The organism is Streptomyces sp., from assembly GCF_031181555.1.
Taxonomy (GTDB): domain Bacteria; phylum Actinomycetota; class Actinomycetes; order Streptomycetales; family Streptomycetaceae; genus Streptomyces; species Streptomyces fimbriatus.
In genome coordinates this window covers 1-14,479 of record NZ_JAPSKQ010000161.1, presented here as the reverse complement: position 1 = coordinate 14,479, position 14,479 = coordinate 1, and the positions used below count along the sequence as shown (strand labels likewise).

Annotated in this window: 12 protein-coding genes and 1 tRNA gene; 4 read left to right on the top strand and 9 right to left on the bottom strand. The window is 74.8% G+C overall.

Annotation, left to right across the window (positions count from 1 at the left end; genetic code table 11):
- On the top strand, window positions 1–1,084 hold a 1,084-nt coding region (locus tag RIM90_RS25635; protein ID WP_309063122.1), incomplete at its 5' end, for an LLM class flavin-dependent oxidoreductase.
- On the opposite strand, the gene RIM90_RS25630 is transcribed toward RIM90_RS25635, so the two are convergent.
- The gene (locus tag RIM90_RS25630; protein ID WP_309063121.1) at window positions 1,060–2,958 is read right to left on the bottom strand and encodes a bifunctional diguanylate cyclase/phosphodiesterase; all 1,899 of its coding nucleotides are present in this window, start codon (window positions 2,956–2,958) and stop codon (window positions 1,060–1,062) included. The genes RIM90_RS25635 and RIM90_RS25630 overlap by 25 nt on opposite strands.
- A gap of 435 nt (window positions 2,959–3,393) precedes the next feature.
- Between RIM90_RS25630 and RIM90_RS25625 the strand changes: the two genes are divergently transcribed.
- A complete protein-coding gene (locus RIM90_RS25625) occupies window positions 3,394–4,611 on the top strand; it encodes a M6 family metalloprotease domain-containing protein (protein WP_309063120.1) in 1,218 nt (405 codons plus the stop codon).
- A 77-nt stretch (window positions 4,612–4,688) separates the two neighbouring features.
- Here RIM90_RS25625 and RIM90_RS25620 read toward each other — a convergent pair.
- From RIM90_RS25620 to RIM90_RS25590, 7 genes are all read right to left on the bottom strand, one after another.
- A tRNA-Lys gene (locus RIM90_RS25620) sits at window positions 4,689–4,762 on the bottom strand.
- A complete protein-coding gene (locus RIM90_RS25615; RefSeq protein ID WP_309063119.1) occupies window positions 4,753–5,361 on the bottom strand; it encodes a hypothetical protein in 609 nt (202 codons plus the stop codon). Before RIM90_RS25615 ends, RIM90_RS25620 begins: the two co-directional genes overlap by 10 nt.
- Window positions 5,362–5,517: 156 nt before the next feature.
- The gene (locus tag RIM90_RS25610; protein ID WP_309063118.1) at window positions 5,518–5,883 is read right to left on the bottom strand and encodes a hypothetical protein; all 366 of its coding nucleotides are present in this window, start codon (window positions 5,881–5,883) and stop codon (window positions 5,518–5,520) included.
- Window positions 5,884–6,129: 246 nt separating this feature from the next.
- A complete protein-coding gene (locus RIM90_RS25605; RefSeq protein WP_309063123.1) occupies window positions 6,130–7,485 on the bottom strand; it encodes an AAA domain-containing protein in 1,356 nt (451 codons plus the stop codon).
- Window positions 7,486–7,511: 26 nt separating this feature from the next.
- Entirely contained in the window at window positions 7,512–9,125 is a 1,614-nt protein-coding gene (locus RIM90_RS25600; RefSeq protein WP_309063117.1) for a hypothetical protein, read from the bottom strand.
- Window positions 9,116–10,285 carry a hypothetical protein gene (locus tag RIM90_RS25595; RefSeq protein ID WP_309063116.1) on the bottom strand — a complete coding sequence of 390 codons (1,170 nt, stop codon included), beginning with the start codon at window positions 10,283–10,285 and terminating at the stop codon, window positions 9,116–9,118. Before RIM90_RS25595 ends, RIM90_RS25600 begins: the two co-directional genes overlap by 10 nt.
- Window positions 10,236–11,198: a phosphatase PAP2 family protein gene (locus RIM90_RS25590; protein ID WP_309063115.1), complete on the bottom strand. Its 963-nt coding sequence runs from the start codon at window positions 11,196–11,198 to the stop codon at window positions 10,236–10,238. Before RIM90_RS25590 ends, RIM90_RS25595 begins: the two co-directional genes overlap by 50 nt.
- Before the next feature lie 185 nt (window positions 11,199–11,383).
- Here RIM90_RS25590 and RIM90_RS25585 point away from each other — a divergent pair, with 185 nt between their 5' ends.
- Window positions 11,384–11,980, top strand: coding sequence for a histidine phosphatase family protein (locus RIM90_RS25585; RefSeq protein ID WP_309063114.1), 597 nt, complete (start codon window positions 11,384–11,386; stop codon window positions 11,978–11,980).
- A gap of 84 nt (window positions 11,981–12,064) precedes the next feature.
- On the opposite strand, the gene RIM90_RS25580 is transcribed toward RIM90_RS25585, so the two are convergent.
- On the bottom strand, window positions 12,065–13,513 hold the full coding sequence (locus RIM90_RS25580; RefSeq protein ID WP_309063113.1) for a tetratricopeptide repeat protein: 1,449 nt from the start codon (window positions 13,511–13,513) through the stop codon (window positions 12,065–12,067).
- Between the two features lie 288 nt (window positions 13,514–13,801).
- Between RIM90_RS25580 and RIM90_RS25575 the strand changes: the two genes are divergently transcribed.
- Entirely contained in the window at window positions 13,802–14,269 is a 468-nt protein-coding gene (locus RIM90_RS25575; RefSeq protein ID WP_309063112.1) for a hypothetical protein, read from the top strand.
- Window positions 14,270–14,479: the final 210 nt, after the last annotated feature.

Sequence of the window (14,479 nt, the reverse complement as noted above, 5' to 3'; positions counted from 1 at the left end):
AGAGGAGATCCGGGGCACCGCCCGCGGCACCGCACCCGTCCCCCTCTCGGTGCTGGACCTGGTGACCGTCGGAGCGGGCCGCACCGCGAGCGACGCCCTGCGCACCAGCGTCGCCCTCTCCCGCCTCGCGGAGTCGCGCGGCTACCACCGCTACTGGGTCGCCGAGCACCACTCCATGCCGGGTGTGGCCTCCTCGTCCCCGGCCGTGATCCTGGCCCACCTCGCCGCCCACACCGACCGCATACGGCTCGGCTCCGGCGGCGTGATGCTCCCCAACCACGCGCCGCTCGTCATCGCCGAGCAGTTCGGCACCCTGGAGGCCATGGCCCCGGGGCGGATCGACCTCGGCCTCGGCCGCGCCCCCGGCACCGACGGCGCCACGGCGGCGGCCCTGCGCCGCACCGACCGGCTGAACGAGGGCGCCGACGACTTCCCCCAGCAGCTCGCCGAGCTCACCCGCTTCCTGGACGACGACTTCCCCGACGGGCACCCCTACGGCCGGATCCACGCCGTTCCCGGACCGGTGCAGGCCACCTCGCCCGGCGGGGTGCAGTCCCCGCACCGCCCGCCGATCTGGCTGCTCGGCTCCTCCGGGTTCAGCGCGCGGCTGGCCGGCCTGCTCGGCCTGCCGTTCGCCTTCGCCCACCACTTCTCGGCGCAGAACACCATTCCCGCGCTGGACCTGTACCGCGAGACCTTCCGGCCCAGCGGGGTCCTCGACGCGCCCTACGCCCTGATCGGCGTCTCCGCGCTCGCCACCGACGACGAGAAGGAGGCCCGCCGGCAGGTGCTGGCCGCCGCGCTGAACATGGTCCGGCTGCGCACCGGCCGCCCGGGCCTGGTCCCCACCCCCGAGGAGGCGGAGGCGCATCCCTTCACCCCGATGGAGCGGGAGTTCGTCGACTCCTGGAACGCCAACGTCGTCCACGGCACCCCGGACGAGGTCCGCGCCGGACTGGACGACCTCCACAAGCGCACCGGCGCCGACGAGCTGATGATCACGGCCAACGCGCACAGCGGTGAGGTGCGGCTGCGCTCCTACGAACTCATCGCGGACGCCTACGGGTTGCCGGCGCCCGCCTGAACCCCGGACGTGCCCAGCAGCTCGGAGATGCGGTCCGGCGGCACCGGACGGGAGTACAGCCACCCCTGACCGGTGTCGCACCCGATCCGGCGCAGCCGGGTGGCCTGCGCCGAGGTCTCCACGCACTCCGCGGTGACCGTGAGGCCGAGCCGGTGGGCGAGCTGGACCATCGCCTCGACGATCACCTCGTCCGCCGGGTTCGGCAGGGCGGCGGCGCGCTCCTCGTACTGGAAGCCCCGGACGAAGGAGCCGTCCAGCTTGAGGACGGACACCGGCAGCCGGCTGAGGTAGGCCAGGTTCGAGTAGCCGGTGCCGAAGTCGTCGATGGCGATGCGCACGCCCATGTCGCTGAGCGCCTTCAGGGCCTGCAGGGGCCGCCCCGAGGAGCCCATCACCGCCGACTCGGTCAGCTCCAGTTGCAGCAGGTGCGGCGCGAGGCCCGTCTCCGCCAGGGTCTCGGCGACGTCCGCCACCAGGTCGGAGTCCCAGACCTGACGGACCGCCACGTTCACGCTGACGAAGATCGGCGGCCCCTCCGGGTGCTCCTCCTGCCAGCGGCGGGCCTGGCGGCAGGCGGTGCGCAGCACCCAGCGGCCGAGCGGCACGATCGAGCCGTCCTCCTCCGCGAGCCCGATGAACCGATTCGGTGTCAGGGTGCCGAAGCGCGGGTGGTGCCAGCGGACCAGGGCCTCCACGCCGTGCACCCGGTCGTCCTCCATGCCGACCAGCGGCTGGTACTCCAGCGCGAACTCGCCCCGCTCGATGGCCGGGCGGAGGGCGGAGGCGAGGGCCTGGCGGGTCACCCGGTGGGCGTTGCGCTCCGGGTCGAACAGCGTCCAGCGGGCCTTGCCGTCGGCCTTCGCCCAGTACAGCGTGGTGTCGGCGGCCTGCATCAGCGCGGTGGGCGTGGTTCCGGCGGCGTGCCGCTCGACCACCCCGATGGACGCGGAGACCGACAGCCGCTGGCCGGAGAGGTCGAAGGGGGCCTGGATCGCCCCGAGCACCGACTCGGCGAGGTCGGCGAGCTGTTCGGTGCCGGTGGAGTCCTCGACCAGCAGGGCGAACTCGTCCCCGCCGAGCCGGGCGACCAGCGGGATGCCGGTCCTGGCCCGGCCGGCCTCCTGCGCGCAGCGCGTCAGGCGCTCGGCGACGGCGGCCAGCAGCCGGTCGCCCACGTGGTGGCCGAGGGTGTCGTTGATGGCCTTGAACCCGTCCAGGTCCAGGTAGCACAGCCCGATCCGGCCGGTGCCGCTCCGCTCGTACGACTCCGCCTCCAGGGCGGCCGTCAGCCGCTCGAAGAACAGGGTGCGGTTGGGCAGCCGGGTCACCGGGTCGTGCATCCGCGAGTGCCGCAGCCGCGCCTGGAGCTCCCGGCGGGCGCTGATGTCGGCGACCGAGAGCAGCACGCCCTGGTCGTCGGTGGGCAGCGGGGCGACCGTCACCCGCACCCACAGCGTGTGCCCCTCGGGGTGCTTCAGCCGGCGCGTGCAGCGCAGCTTCGCCTGCCGTCCGCGCAGCACCTCGCGGTAGGCGTGCCAGATGCGGGCGTCGGAGGAGAGGTCCACCAGATCGGCGGCGACGGCACCGCTCAGGGTCTCCGGGTCGCTGCCCAGCAGGGTGGCGAGGCTGCCGTTGGCGCTGACCACCATGCCCTCGCGGTCGACCACGGCCATGGCGAGCGGCGCGACCGTGAAGGCGGCCCGGTACGACGGGGACGACGGGGACGAGGGGGGCGGTGAGGGGCAGGAGGCGGGCGGCGGGGACGACAGGGGCGGCGGGGACCCGGTACGGGGAGACGTGGCGATCTCACTCTCTGTGACGACTGGCCGGTCGAGATCCGTTGCGGGCGCCGGCCCTTCGGACGTTCCGCTCACCGCTCGCTCCCGCAGTGCACTCGCTCGCTGTCCGTGCAGGAAAGTCTGCCGATCATAGAGGCCGACGTCGGGCCCTTTCAGCCACTGTCCGGTCTCCGGGACGGTCTCGCATCTCTTCCCGACCGTTTCCGTCCGCCGATGGATCGGCTTCATCGGCCCTCTGACCAGTTGTGACGTTCCGTGAATGGTTCGCGGTTCTCACGGTGTCCCGGGGCCGGTCCCGGCGGGAAGACCCGGGTTTCTCACCCGTCCGGCGCAGCTGAACAGGGCGCAATATGACAAACACACACACTCTGGGTGCGGTGTCCCGTGAACCGTCTCCCGGAGGTCCCCGTGCCGCGTCAGCTCCCCCTGAGAGGACGAGGATCCGGCCGGGAAGCCCTCAAGCGACTGGGCCGTCCGGGTGTGCGGCCCCGGCTGCGCAGCACGGCGGCGATGTGCACCACCATGTCGGCGCTCGCGGCGACCTCGATGGTGACCGTCCCCTCCGCCGCCGAGCCCTTCTCCGCGGCGCCCTGCACCCTGACCCGCACCGACGCCCACCACTCCGAGGGCCTGGACACCTGGAACCCCGCCTATCCCCGCCCGGCCCGCCGGCTGGACGCGGTGATGGTGTTCCTCTCCTTCCCGGACTCCCACCCCCTGACCACGCCCGAGGAACTCGCCGCCGACCACTTCCCGGCCACGACCCGCTTCTTCCAGCGGGCCTCCTACGGCAGGTTCACGCTGCGTCCGCACGCCCTGCGGCACTGGATCCGGATGCCGCGCCCGTCCACGGCGTACGCCGTACAGCGCGACTGGGCCGCCTCCGACCGGGCGGCCTATCTGCGCGACGCGCTCGCCGTGACCGACGGGCAGGTCGACTTCTCGCGGTACGACGTCGTGTACCTCGTCGCCGACCCGGACGCGCCGGGCGTGGACTCCGACGCCACGAAGGTCGTCAACCTGGACACCCCGCTGCGGGCCGACGGCACCGACATCCGCCGGATCGTCACCGTCTTCGAGAACCATCCCCCGGACCGGCTGGTCCTCGCCCACGAGACCGGACACGTCTTCGACCTGCCCGACCTCTACCACCGGCCCGTGGACGGCAAGGGCGACTGGGACACCCACGTCGGCGACTGGGACCTGATGGGCAGCCAGTTCGCCCTGGCGCCGGACCTGTTCGGCTGGCACAAGTGGAAGCTGGGCTGGCTGGAACCCCGGCAGGTGCGGTGCGTGCAGGACGCGGGCCCGGTGCGGCTGACGCTGGAGCCGCTGGGGGCGGGGCCGGGGGTGCCGGTGACGGGCGCGGCCGGGGCGCCGTCCTTCGGCCTCGGCCGGGGCGCCAAGCTCGCGGTCGTGCGCACCGGCGCCGACAGCGTGCTCGCCTTCGAGGTCCGCGGCCCGGTCGGCAACGACGCGGCGGCCTGCCGGCAGGGGGTGCTGGTCTACCGGGTGAGCAGCGGCACCCAGTCCGGCGGCGGGCCCATCGAGGTCATCGACGCCCACCCGCACACCGAGGCCTGCTGGGAGGACTCGGTCTACCCGCCCCTCGCCGATGCCCCGGTCGCCCTCGGCGAGAGCTTCACGGTGCCGGGGGAGTCCGTACGGGTGGAGGTGGAGGGGCGCACGGCGTCGGGGGCGTGGACGGTGAAGATCACCACCGGGTGATCACCACCGGCTGGTCAGCGGCGGGATACGCGCACGAGAAAGGCCTCCTGCTCTCGCAGGAGGCCTTTCTCGGGTCGTGCGCCGCCAGGGACTCGAACCCCGGACCCGCTGATTAAGAGTCAGCTGCTCTAACCAACTGAGCTAGCGGCGCCTGCTGACGTCGTAGACATTAGCACCCTGGTCGGCGGGAGGAAAAATCGATATCCGTACGGCCGCGCGGGCCGCCCGCACGGCCGCCCAGAGCAGTACCTCAGGGCCCGGCAGCCAGGGGTGACGCGTGTCCGGGGCGACCAGCCAGCGCGAGCCGGAGCGGGCCGGGCCGGCCGCCCCCACGACGGGGGCGGGGGCCGGGACCGTCACCGCGTCGCCGGCGCCGTGGCACAGCAGCGGCGGGACGGCGCCGGTGCGGCCGCGCGCCCGGTTGTGCGTCCCCCACTCCTCCCACTCCAGGAGGACCGGCAGCCGCTGGGCCGTCCCCGGCGCCGCGAACAGCAGCATCCGGCCCCGGAACTCCGCCACCGGCCCGGAGCCCGGCCCCTCGTCCCACATCCGGTCCAGCATCCGGCGCCCGAAGACCGCGGGCGCGCTCACCACGTCGAAGACCACGCCGCAGGACAGGACGGCCGGGGCGTCCGCGCGCTCCTTCCAGTGCGCGAGCGTGCTGCGCGGATACGTTCCTGCCGAGGCGAGCCAGGCGGCACCGTCCGGGGTGACGCCGCTGATGTCGGAGACATGCCGTGTGCTGCTCATGGCACACAGATCTACCGGCCGTGAGGGCGCGGTCCCCAGGGTTGCCGGAATCCGGGACGCGACGCCCGAGGAGGCGGTATCGTGCCCGTCCGGCATATGCCACGCGTGTTCGAGCCGGGAGCGGCAGGACCGCACCGGGCCGCCGGACCGCGGGGCTCACGCCGGGCCGATGTCCTCGGAGCCCTCGCCGCCGCGCATCAGGTCCCGCCCGAACTCGACCATCTTCTTCGCGTAGTCCTCGGTCCACTCGGCGCGCTCCGCGATGTCGGCCGTCGTCAGCCGGTCGAAGCGCCGGGGGTCGGCCAGCTGGGCCGCCGCCATCGCCTGGAACTCCATCGCCCGGTCCGCCGCGGCACGGAACGCGAGCGTCAGCTCCGTCGCCCGCTCCAGCAGCGCGCGCGGATCGTCGATCGACTCCAGGTCGAAGAAGTGCTCGGGATCGGCGGCCGCCGCCGCGGGCTCGAACAGCAGGGGCGCGGGGCGTAGCCGCGGTTCGTCCCTGCGCGGCGTGGGCTCCGCCATGTCATCTCCTTCTCGTACGTCGCGGTCGACCCGTCGGGGGCGACCCGCTGGGGGCGGACCCTCCCCCGCGGGCGGGGGCACCCCGGGGAAGTGGGCCACCGTCCATTGTCCCGCGCCCCCGCAAGAGGGCCTCGCCCCTCCGCCGGGACCGTCGTCGCACCCGGTGCCCGGCGAGGACCGCGTGGTCGGCCTCCCGGCCGTCCGGGCCGTGCCCGTCGGCCGCCTCCGGCGGGGAGGGCGTGCCGGTCAGGGCCGCCACCGTACCCGGTGCTCGGCGAGGTGGGCGAGCACCGCGTGGTTGGCCTCCCAGCCGTCCGGGAACTTCACGAGCGTGCCCAGCTGGACCGGTTCCGTGGACGGGTAGTCGTCCAGCAGGTCGCCCACCCCCGCCCGGCACACGACGATGCACGCGTGCCGGTGCCGGGAGGCGAGCACGCACAGCCGGCCCGTCTCCAGGTGGAAGGCGGTGGCGTCGGGGCGGCCGGAGAGCGGGTGCAGGACCACCGTGACGTCGTACTCCCGGCCCTGCAGACGGTTCGCCGTGTCGACCGTGACGTCCGCCACGCCCAGCTCCGCGAGCGCCGCCCGCACCGCCGCCGCCTGGTCCCGGTGCGCGGTGCCGACGGCGATCCGGCCGGCGGTCAGCGGAACGGGATCCGCCGACCTCTCGGACGTCGCCGCGCCGCCGCGGTCCAGCAGCCTGCGCACGACCGTCGCCACCGCCCGCACCGCCTCCGGGTCCGTGCGCGGGGTGTGCCGGGCGGGCAGCTCCAGCAGGCCCCAGCCGGACTCGGCCGCCTCGTCGATCACCCGGTCCGGGCCCGAACCGTCCGACGGGACGCCGAAGACGAGCCCGCGGTCGCCGTGGCCGGTGCCGCTGCGGAACGGCGTGTACGGGTAGAACGCGTCCGACACCAGCGGCGCCGCCGAGGCGGGCAGCCGCCACGACACCGGCAGGCGGTGCTGCGGCAGCTCGGGGTTGTGGGCGAGCAGGGTGGTCACGGCGGACGCGGACGGGTCGTAGGACAGGCCCGCCCACTGCTCGCTGCCCACGATCGCGAACGGGTCGAGCTGCCCCGGGTCGCCCACGAACAACGCCCGCTCGAACAGGTTGGCCACGGCGAGCAGCGCGTCCGAGCGCATCTGGTACGCCTCGTCGACGATGGCGTGCCGCCACGGCTCGACGCCCTTGACGTGCGCCCACTTCGCCGCCGTCGAGAGGACCACGTCGAGCCCGGCGAGATCGGCCGCCTTCGCCGACGTGCGGACGTTCGGCAGCGCGTCGAGCGCCTTGTCGTACGGGTCGGTGTCGCTGCTGTGCAGCCGGCCGACCGGCAGGTCGGGGTTCTTCTCGGCGAGCCGCAGCACCAGGTCGTCGACCTGCGCGTTGGTCTGCGCCACGACCATCAGCGGGCGGCCCGCCCCGGCCAGTTCCAGCGCCGCGCGGACCACCAGGGTGGACTTGCCGGCGCCGGGCGGGGAGTCGACGACGACACCGCGCGCGGTGCCGTGCAGCGTGTCGCTCAGGATCGCGTCGGTGGCGCGGGCGGCCGCCGCACCGGGGTCGAAACCGGCCGGGGAGGCCGCGGCCCCGGTGATCACGGCGTCGGTGGTCACAGCCTCGGTGGTCACAGCAGATCCTCCTCGGTCACCGGGTCGGCGGCCTCCGGTACGGCCTCCTCACCGGGTGGCCCGCCGTGCGTCCACGGCGTCTCCTCCGGGTCGGGCAGCTTCGCCCCGCCGCGCGGTTCGTGCTCGAACAGCGTGAAGCACACGCGGTCGCCCTTCTCCGGCACGGATCCCTCCTCGGGCTCCTTGCCGCGGCCCATCCTGTCCATGATCCGCAGGACGAGCAGGGTGCCGTCGCCCGGCCCGCCGTCCTCTTGCGCGTATCCGGCGAACTCCGCCGTCTGCGGCTTCCCGCCCAGCGTGCGGTACACCCGGGTCCGCTCGCCCAGGTGGGGGCGGTCGTCCGTGCGGACGGTGACCAGCGGACGGGGGCTGGGCCGCTTGCTCTCGCTGTACGCCATCACCACATCGGTCACCTCGCCCGCGAAGGCCTCCCCGGCCAGCCGCCGGCCCGCCATCACCAGCGGGTCGTCCAGGGCCTCCTGGGCCTCCAGACGGGCCTGCTCCCGCTCGCGCACGGCCAGTTTGCCGGCCGCGGTGACGGCGTCGTCGCGGCGCGGCTGCGGCGGCTCGCCGGCCAGGACGCGGTCCCGGTGACCGGTGAACGACCAGCGGTCGCGCGTCCACCGCTCCTCGACGCGCGCGCCCTCCGGCAGCTCCCGCAGCAGGTCCAGGCCGCGCCACACCGCGTCCCAGGTGGGCCGCGTGCGGCTCTCCACCAGCGCGCGGATCTCCCGTTCGGCGGCGGTCAGGGCGCCGAGGCGGTCGTCGGCCTCCAGCCCGTCCTCCGCGGCGGCGAGCGCGGTGCGGGCGCGGTCGTAGCGCTCGATGGCCGGGGCGAGCAGCTTGTTGTCGAACGCCGGGTCGGTCGCCGGGCCCGCGGGCGGGCACAGCAACTGGCCGTCGGCGTCCCGCGCGAGCTCGGCCTCCCGCGCGGCCTCGGCGCCGGAGCGTCCCCCGGGCGGGGCGATCCAGGCGAGCAGCGCCCCCAGGTGCTGGTCCTCCAGGGTGGACTGCCCGGTCGCCCAGTGCCGGGCCAGGACGTCGGTCATGGCCAGCAGCAGCGACGAGCCGGGCACCCGGGCCCGCTCCCCGAAGTGCGTCAGCCACCGTCCCAGCAGCGGCACCCGGGGCGGCGCCGGGAACGGGGCCTCCGGGTCCTGCTCCGCCGTGCGCCGGAAACGCATGGACCGGCCGAGGAGGCGCACGAGGTCGATGCCGGCCCGGCTCGGCACGATCAGCTGGGGCGCGTCCGCGCACAGGTCGACCTCGACCCTGACCCGCTTGCCGGTCTCCGGGTCGGTCTCGGTGCGCTCGGCCGCCTCCACGGCGTCGGCGAATCCGTCGACGTACGGCAGGACCACGTCGGCCAGTTCGGCGAGGAACGCGAACCTGAGGTCGCGGTCGCGCGGCTGCGGGACGACCAGCAGCCGCGGCGCGTCCCGGTCGGTGCCCACCAGCGCGCCGAGCGGGGCGCCCGCCTCACCGGCGGTGGTGAGCGGTACGAACACCAGCGGCCGTTCGGACAGATGCCGGTGCCGGACGGTGGCGGCGGGTTGGGCGCGGCCGGTGCTGATGGCCTCGAGGCGGGCGAGGGTCGTGATCAGCGACAAGGGGACGCCTCCCGAACGCCGGCGGGGGCGGCCGCACCGGCGGTGCCCAGCGCCTGCGCGCGCAGGGCCGCCGCCCGCCGCAGTGCCGCCACCACCGGGTCGTCGGGGTCACCGGCCTGACCGCGGGCCGCCGCCAGCACGTCCTCGACGGTCGCCAGACCGCCCAGTTCCGCGCGGACCGGACGGCCCAGGGAGGTCACCGCACCGGCCGCGCGGGAGCGGTCCCGGCAGTGGAAGGCCAGCTCGCACGCGGACAGGCACTCCGGCGCGTACGTCGCCGGGACCGACTCCACGGCCGTCGCCAACTGCTCGGCGGGCAGGTCCGGCGAGAAGCACGTGCCCTCGGGGAGCGTGTCGGCGATCTCCTCGATCCGGGTGAGCCGGGCCAGCTGACGGGCGGTCACCGCGCGCTGCTTGCGCACGTCCACGGCCGACGCGGTGGGCAGGTTGGAGAAGTCCTTGGGGCACACGAGCAGGATCCGGTGCCGCACGCGCGGGGAGGGGTCGAGCGTGCCGGCCACCTCCTCCAGCGCCAGGACGTACACCGCCGCCTGACGGGCCGCCGCGCCGACCTTCGCCGGGTCCGCGGAGCCGTCCAGCATCGGGAAGGACTTGATCTCCACGACCGTCCAGCTGCCGTCCGGGTGCACCACCACCGCGTCCGGCTCCAGGAAGGCGGGGGAGCCGGCGACGTCGAGCGCGAGCATCGGATGGTCGAGCAGCGTCCAGGTGCCCGGGGACGCGGTGGCCTCCGTGGCCTCACGCAGCGCCAGTTTCGTACGCTCCAGGCGCCCTTCGGGGCCGGGCGCGGTCAGGTCGGGCACCCGCGCGGCGGCGGGCGGTTCGGCCGAGCGGTCCAGCTTCTCGTGGGCCAGCCGCAGCAGTTCCGTGCCGCCGTCGGCCTTGACCTTCGCCTCGAACGCGTTGCCCCGCACGAACGCGAACTGCGACTGCCCGAAGGCCGACGGCGAGCCCAACGCACTCGCCAGCACCGCCTTGTTCACGCCCGCGCCGTCGAGGATCGCCCGCCGCCGGCAGCCCGGGTTGGCGGCGAGGGCGGCCAGGGCGCGCGCGTCCAGCGCCTTGGCCGGGACCTGGGGGCCGCGCAGCTCAGCGAGCCGGTGCCGGAGCGTCTTCCCCCGCGTCCGCGGGGGAGGCATCCGGCTCGGTTCTTGGTCCGTACCGCGACTCGTGCTGCCGCTGCCGTGGAAATCGCTCACCCGCGGAAGTCTGGCATCCCGCACTGACAACGGGGGAACGGGTGCCGGAGGAACCCGCCGCGACCGGCGCGGACCGGGGCGGGAACAGGGCCTTGGCGCGGTCGGCGTACCGCATCACGACCGGGGTCAGCAGCAGCCCGGCGCCCATGACGGCCGCCCCCGCGGCCGCGTCGAGGAAGTAGTGGTTCGCCGTACCCATCACCACGATCGTGGTCACCAGCGGGTAGCCGACGGCGGCCGTCCGCGTCAGGCGCGACCCGTTGCCGTACCGCCACAGGACCACTCCGCACCACAGCGCCCAGCCCACGTGCAGACTCGGCATCGCCGCGTACTGGTTGGTCATCCCGCCCAGGCCCCGCGGGGCGCTCGCCTCGCCGCCCCACCAGCCCCAGGAGCTGTAGTGGGCCATCGTGTCCACGAAGCCGTGGCTCGCGTCGAGCAGCCGGGGCGGGCAGGTGGGCAGCAGGGTGAAGCCGATCAGGCCGATGAAGGTGGACGTCATCAGCCAGGTGCGGGCGGCGCGGTAGCGCACCGCGCGGGACCGGAACAGCCAGACGAGGACCGCGGGCGTCACCAGGTAGTGCAGCGACGCGTACCAGAAGTCGGCCGGCACGCCCAGCCACGGTTCGCGCGTGAAGAGGCGGTTGAGCGGGTGCTCGGCGTTGAGGTACAGGGCCTTCTCGATGCGCAGGATCGCCAGACCGTGGTCCACGGCGTCGGAGACGTCGCCCCGGACGACCAGCCGTCCCGCCGAGTAGCAGGCGTACACCAGGACGATCAGCGGCAGCTCGGTCCACCAGCGCAGCCGGGTCGCCGGGGCCGCCTCGGTGCCCGGTGTCTCGGTGTGCGGCATCCGATCGCCCTCCCCCTTCGTCCTCGCGCGGCGCTCGTCGGCGGCCAGCCACTCTACGGTGTACGCGCCTCCCGTGAGAGGCCCTCGGCCCTGATAGACGCTGAGATCGCCCGCCGGGTTGCCCGCGACCGGGGTGCGCGATGATGGGGGGAGTTCCACCTGCGAATCACCCCGGAAGGTCTCCCATGGCACCGCGCATCCTGCTGGCCCGGCACGGACAGACGCAGTGGTCGCTGTCCGGCAAGCACACCGGCAGGACCGACGTACCGCTCCTGGAGGAGGGCCGGCGAGGCGCCAAGCTGCTCGGCGAGCGCCTGCACCGGGCGCCGTACGACGGGCTGCCGGGCGTCGAGGTGCGCACCAGCCCGCTGGCACGGGCGCGGGAGACCTGCGAACTCGCCGGCTTCGGCGAGCGCGCGCAGACCTGGGACACCCTCATGGAGTGGGACTACGGGGCGTACGAGGGCATGACCCCGGCCGAGATACAGGCCGGCCGCCCCGGCTGGCTGATCTGGCGCGACGGCGTCCCCGAGGGGGAGACCCTGACCGAGGTGACGGCCCGTGCGGACGAGGTGGTGGCCTGGGCGCGCTCGGCCGACCGGGACGTGCTGGTCTTCGCCCACGGGCACATCCTCCGCTCCATCGGCGCCCGCTGGCTGGGCCTGCCCCTGGACTTCGCGGCCCGCATCCGCCTCAACCCGACGTCGCTGTCGGTCCTGGGCTGGGCGTACGGGGAGCCGGCCCTCGAGAGCTGGAACGACCTGGGACATCTGGCGGCCTGAGGAACGGCCGTCGGCACCGGGCCGGCGACTCGGCACCGCGCGGCCACCCGCACCGACGGGGCCGCTCACACCGGAGGGGGCCGCTCACACCGCGCGGGGGAACGAGGCGTGGCGGTCCAGGAACGCCGAGACGCCCGCGGCGCGGCGGTGCGGGAGCAGGACGCGGGACGTGCCCGCCAGCATCGTCTGGACCCGGGACGACTGGACCTCGGTCAGCAGGTCCAGCACCCGCATCCCGGCCTGGGCCGCCTCGTCGGGGAGCCCGCCGCGGGCCAGGTCGTCCGCCAGCTCCGCCGTGTACAGGGCGATGTTGCGGGTGAAGTGCGGGTCCTGCAGCTCCGCCGCCCGCCGCGCGTGCCGGGCCGCGCGCGGCCAGTCGCCCAGCGTCGACCAGCACTGCGCCTCCAGGCCCTCCAGCTCGGCCTCCCCGTAGAAGCTCATCCACTCGGGATCCGCCTCCGAGGGGCCACGCTCGAAGTAGGCCTGGGCCCGGGCCAGGGCCTGCTCGCAGCCCGAGCGGTCGGCGAGTCCGGCCCAGCCGCCCGCCTCGCGCAGCGCCAGCAGCGACATCAGCCGCGGCGAGCCGAGCGACCGCGCCACCCGCTGCGCGGCCTGCGCCGCACGCACCGCCTCCCGGGGCCGGCCCGCGTCCCGCGCGAGGAACGCCGTGTTGCAGAAGGCGTGCGCCTCCAGGCCCGCGTCCCCGGTCACCCGCGCGGTCGCCAGCGCCTCCGCGTAGTGCGAGCGGGCGTCGTCGAAGCGGCCCGAGTCGTGGGCCAGCCAGCCCACCGAGATGGCCAGTTCGCCGGCGCCCGCGTACAGCCGGTCCGCCGTCCGCTGCCGGGTCGCACCGGCGTCCAGCAACGCGTAGGCGGCGCGCAGGGGAGCCGCCGCCCGCCGGTAGAGGCCGTCGGCCCCGTGCCGGTCGTCCAGCAACCGGATCCGGCGGACGGCTTCTTCCAGGGCACCCGCGTCGCTCGCCCCGGCGCGGCGCACGGCGCGCTGCGCCGCCGAGGCGTCCGAGGCGAACCCGAGAGGGCCCAGCGAGGCGGCGGCCACCGTGGCGCCTCCGCCGGTCATGAATGCGCGACGCAGCACGTCGCTCTCCTCGTGGTCGTGCGTGTCGTACGTGTCGTACCGGTCCTGCGTGTCATACGGCTCGTCCGCCACGCTTGTCTCAGGCGTGGCGTTCGCCGGGTTCCCGGTGTGCGCCGGGGGCGTGTCCCCGACGTCCCGCGCCCGGCGCCCGCGGACCGCCGAGCGGGGCGCGAAGCCCAGATCGGTCAGCGTGCGGCCGGGGAACATGTGCAGGAACACCCGTTCGTAGGCGTAGTTGGGGCAGCGGATCTCGCCTGCCTCCACCCGGTGCACGTACCGCGCGTCACAGCTGACCCGCTCACCGATCTCGCGGGCGGCCCGGCGGACCGCCGCGGCGAACTCGGCCGGCGAGCGCGGTCCGCGCAGTTGCCGGAAGACGAGGTTCGGCCGTGGTGGCCGGTTGGGCTGGGACGAGGGCACCGTTGACGACGCCATGGCCGGGTCCTCTCTGCGAACCGTCGAACCATGCCGGATTCAGGATGAGTTGTCCAAGTGCTGACCTGTTTCCGGCGGGCAAGAACGTACCTGCTGTGACGGGGTCACCATGCGAAGTTTGGCTGCAAACCGGATATCTCGGCCGTGATCTGCCATGATCTGCCATCCTTTGCGGCGCACTTGCGCCGTTGCCGTTGACGGTCCGGCGCGTTGAACCCCGTGGACCGGGAGACCCCCGACTCCCGACCCGCTCGTTTTCAGGCAGGGATGTGTGTGGTGGAGGCCGGGATGGTGACCAGCCAGAGCAACGATCCTCTGACGCCGCCGAGTACGTCGTCGAGCGCGCCGTCGTGTACGCCGGCGGCCGGATGCGTGGTGACCGTGGCGGGCGGTGCCCCACCCCCCGCGTCACCGGAGTGCGACGTGGTCACGGTTCCGGCACGGCAGGGTCTGGAGGCGGTCGACATCCTGCGGCGCGGGGCCGGGGACGCGGTGGGGCTCGTCCTGCACGACGGCGGCGGCGACACGCTCGGCTTCCTGGTGCCGCCGGGGACGGCCGCCGCCTGGGACGTACCGGGCAGCACCTGCACGGAGACCGACGGACGGGGGCTGCGGCCGTCCCCCGAGCCGCCGGTGGAGGGCTCGGACTGGCTGTTGCCCCCCGGGGACGCGGACCTGGCGACCGACCCCGCGGTGCTGCGGGCGGCACTGGGCGAGGCACGGCGACTGATCGAGGCGGCGGACAGCTGCCGCTGACGCCCCCGGCGGGACGGGCGCCCGGATCCGGCAGCGGGGCCGGGCGGTCGCGCGGGGCGGCAGGACCCGATGGCCGGACCCGTCGGGCGGATCCGGCGGCCGTGCGTGACGGACGGACCGGGCGGTCGGCCGTGACGGCGCGCTCGACGGTCGGACGGCCGGCTCGGTGGTGGGACGGCCGGGCCGCACGCGGTCCGTGTCACCGGTCCG

Excerpts from the sequence above, each read along its gene's own strand:
- RIM90_RS25625 (WP_309063120.1), top strand. The coding sequence starts at position 3,394 with ATGTGCACCACCATGTCGGCGCTCGCGGCGACCTCGATGGTGACCGTC.
- RIM90_RS25615 (WP_309063119.1), bottom strand. The coding sequence starts at position 5,361 with ATGAGCAGCACACGGCATGTCTCCGACATCAGCGGCGTCACCCCGGAC.
- RIM90_RS25610 (WP_309063118.1), bottom strand. The coding sequence starts at position 5,883 with ATGGCGGAGCCCACGCCGCGCAGGGACGAACCGCGGCTACGCCCCGCG.
- RIM90_RS25595 (WP_309063116.1), bottom strand. The coding sequence starts at position 10,285 with ATGCCTCCCCCGCGGACGCGGGGGAAGACGCTCCGGCACCGGCTCGCT.
- RIM90_RS25590 (WP_309063115.1), bottom strand. The coding sequence starts at position 11,198 with ATGCCGCACACCGAGACACCGGGCACCGAGGCGGCCCCGGCGACCCGG.
- RIM90_RS25585 (WP_309063114.1), top strand. The coding sequence starts at position 11,384 with ATGGCACCGCGCATCCTGCTGGCCCGGCACGGACAGACGCAGTGGTCG.
- RIM90_RS25580 (WP_309063113.1), bottom strand. The coding sequence starts at position 13,513 with ATGGCGTCGTCAACGGTGCCCTCGTCCCAGCCCAACCGGCCACCACGG.
- RIM90_RS25575 (WP_309063112.1), top strand. The coding sequence starts at position 13,802 with ATGGTGACCAGCCAGAGCAACGATCCTCTGACGCCGCCGAGTACGTCG.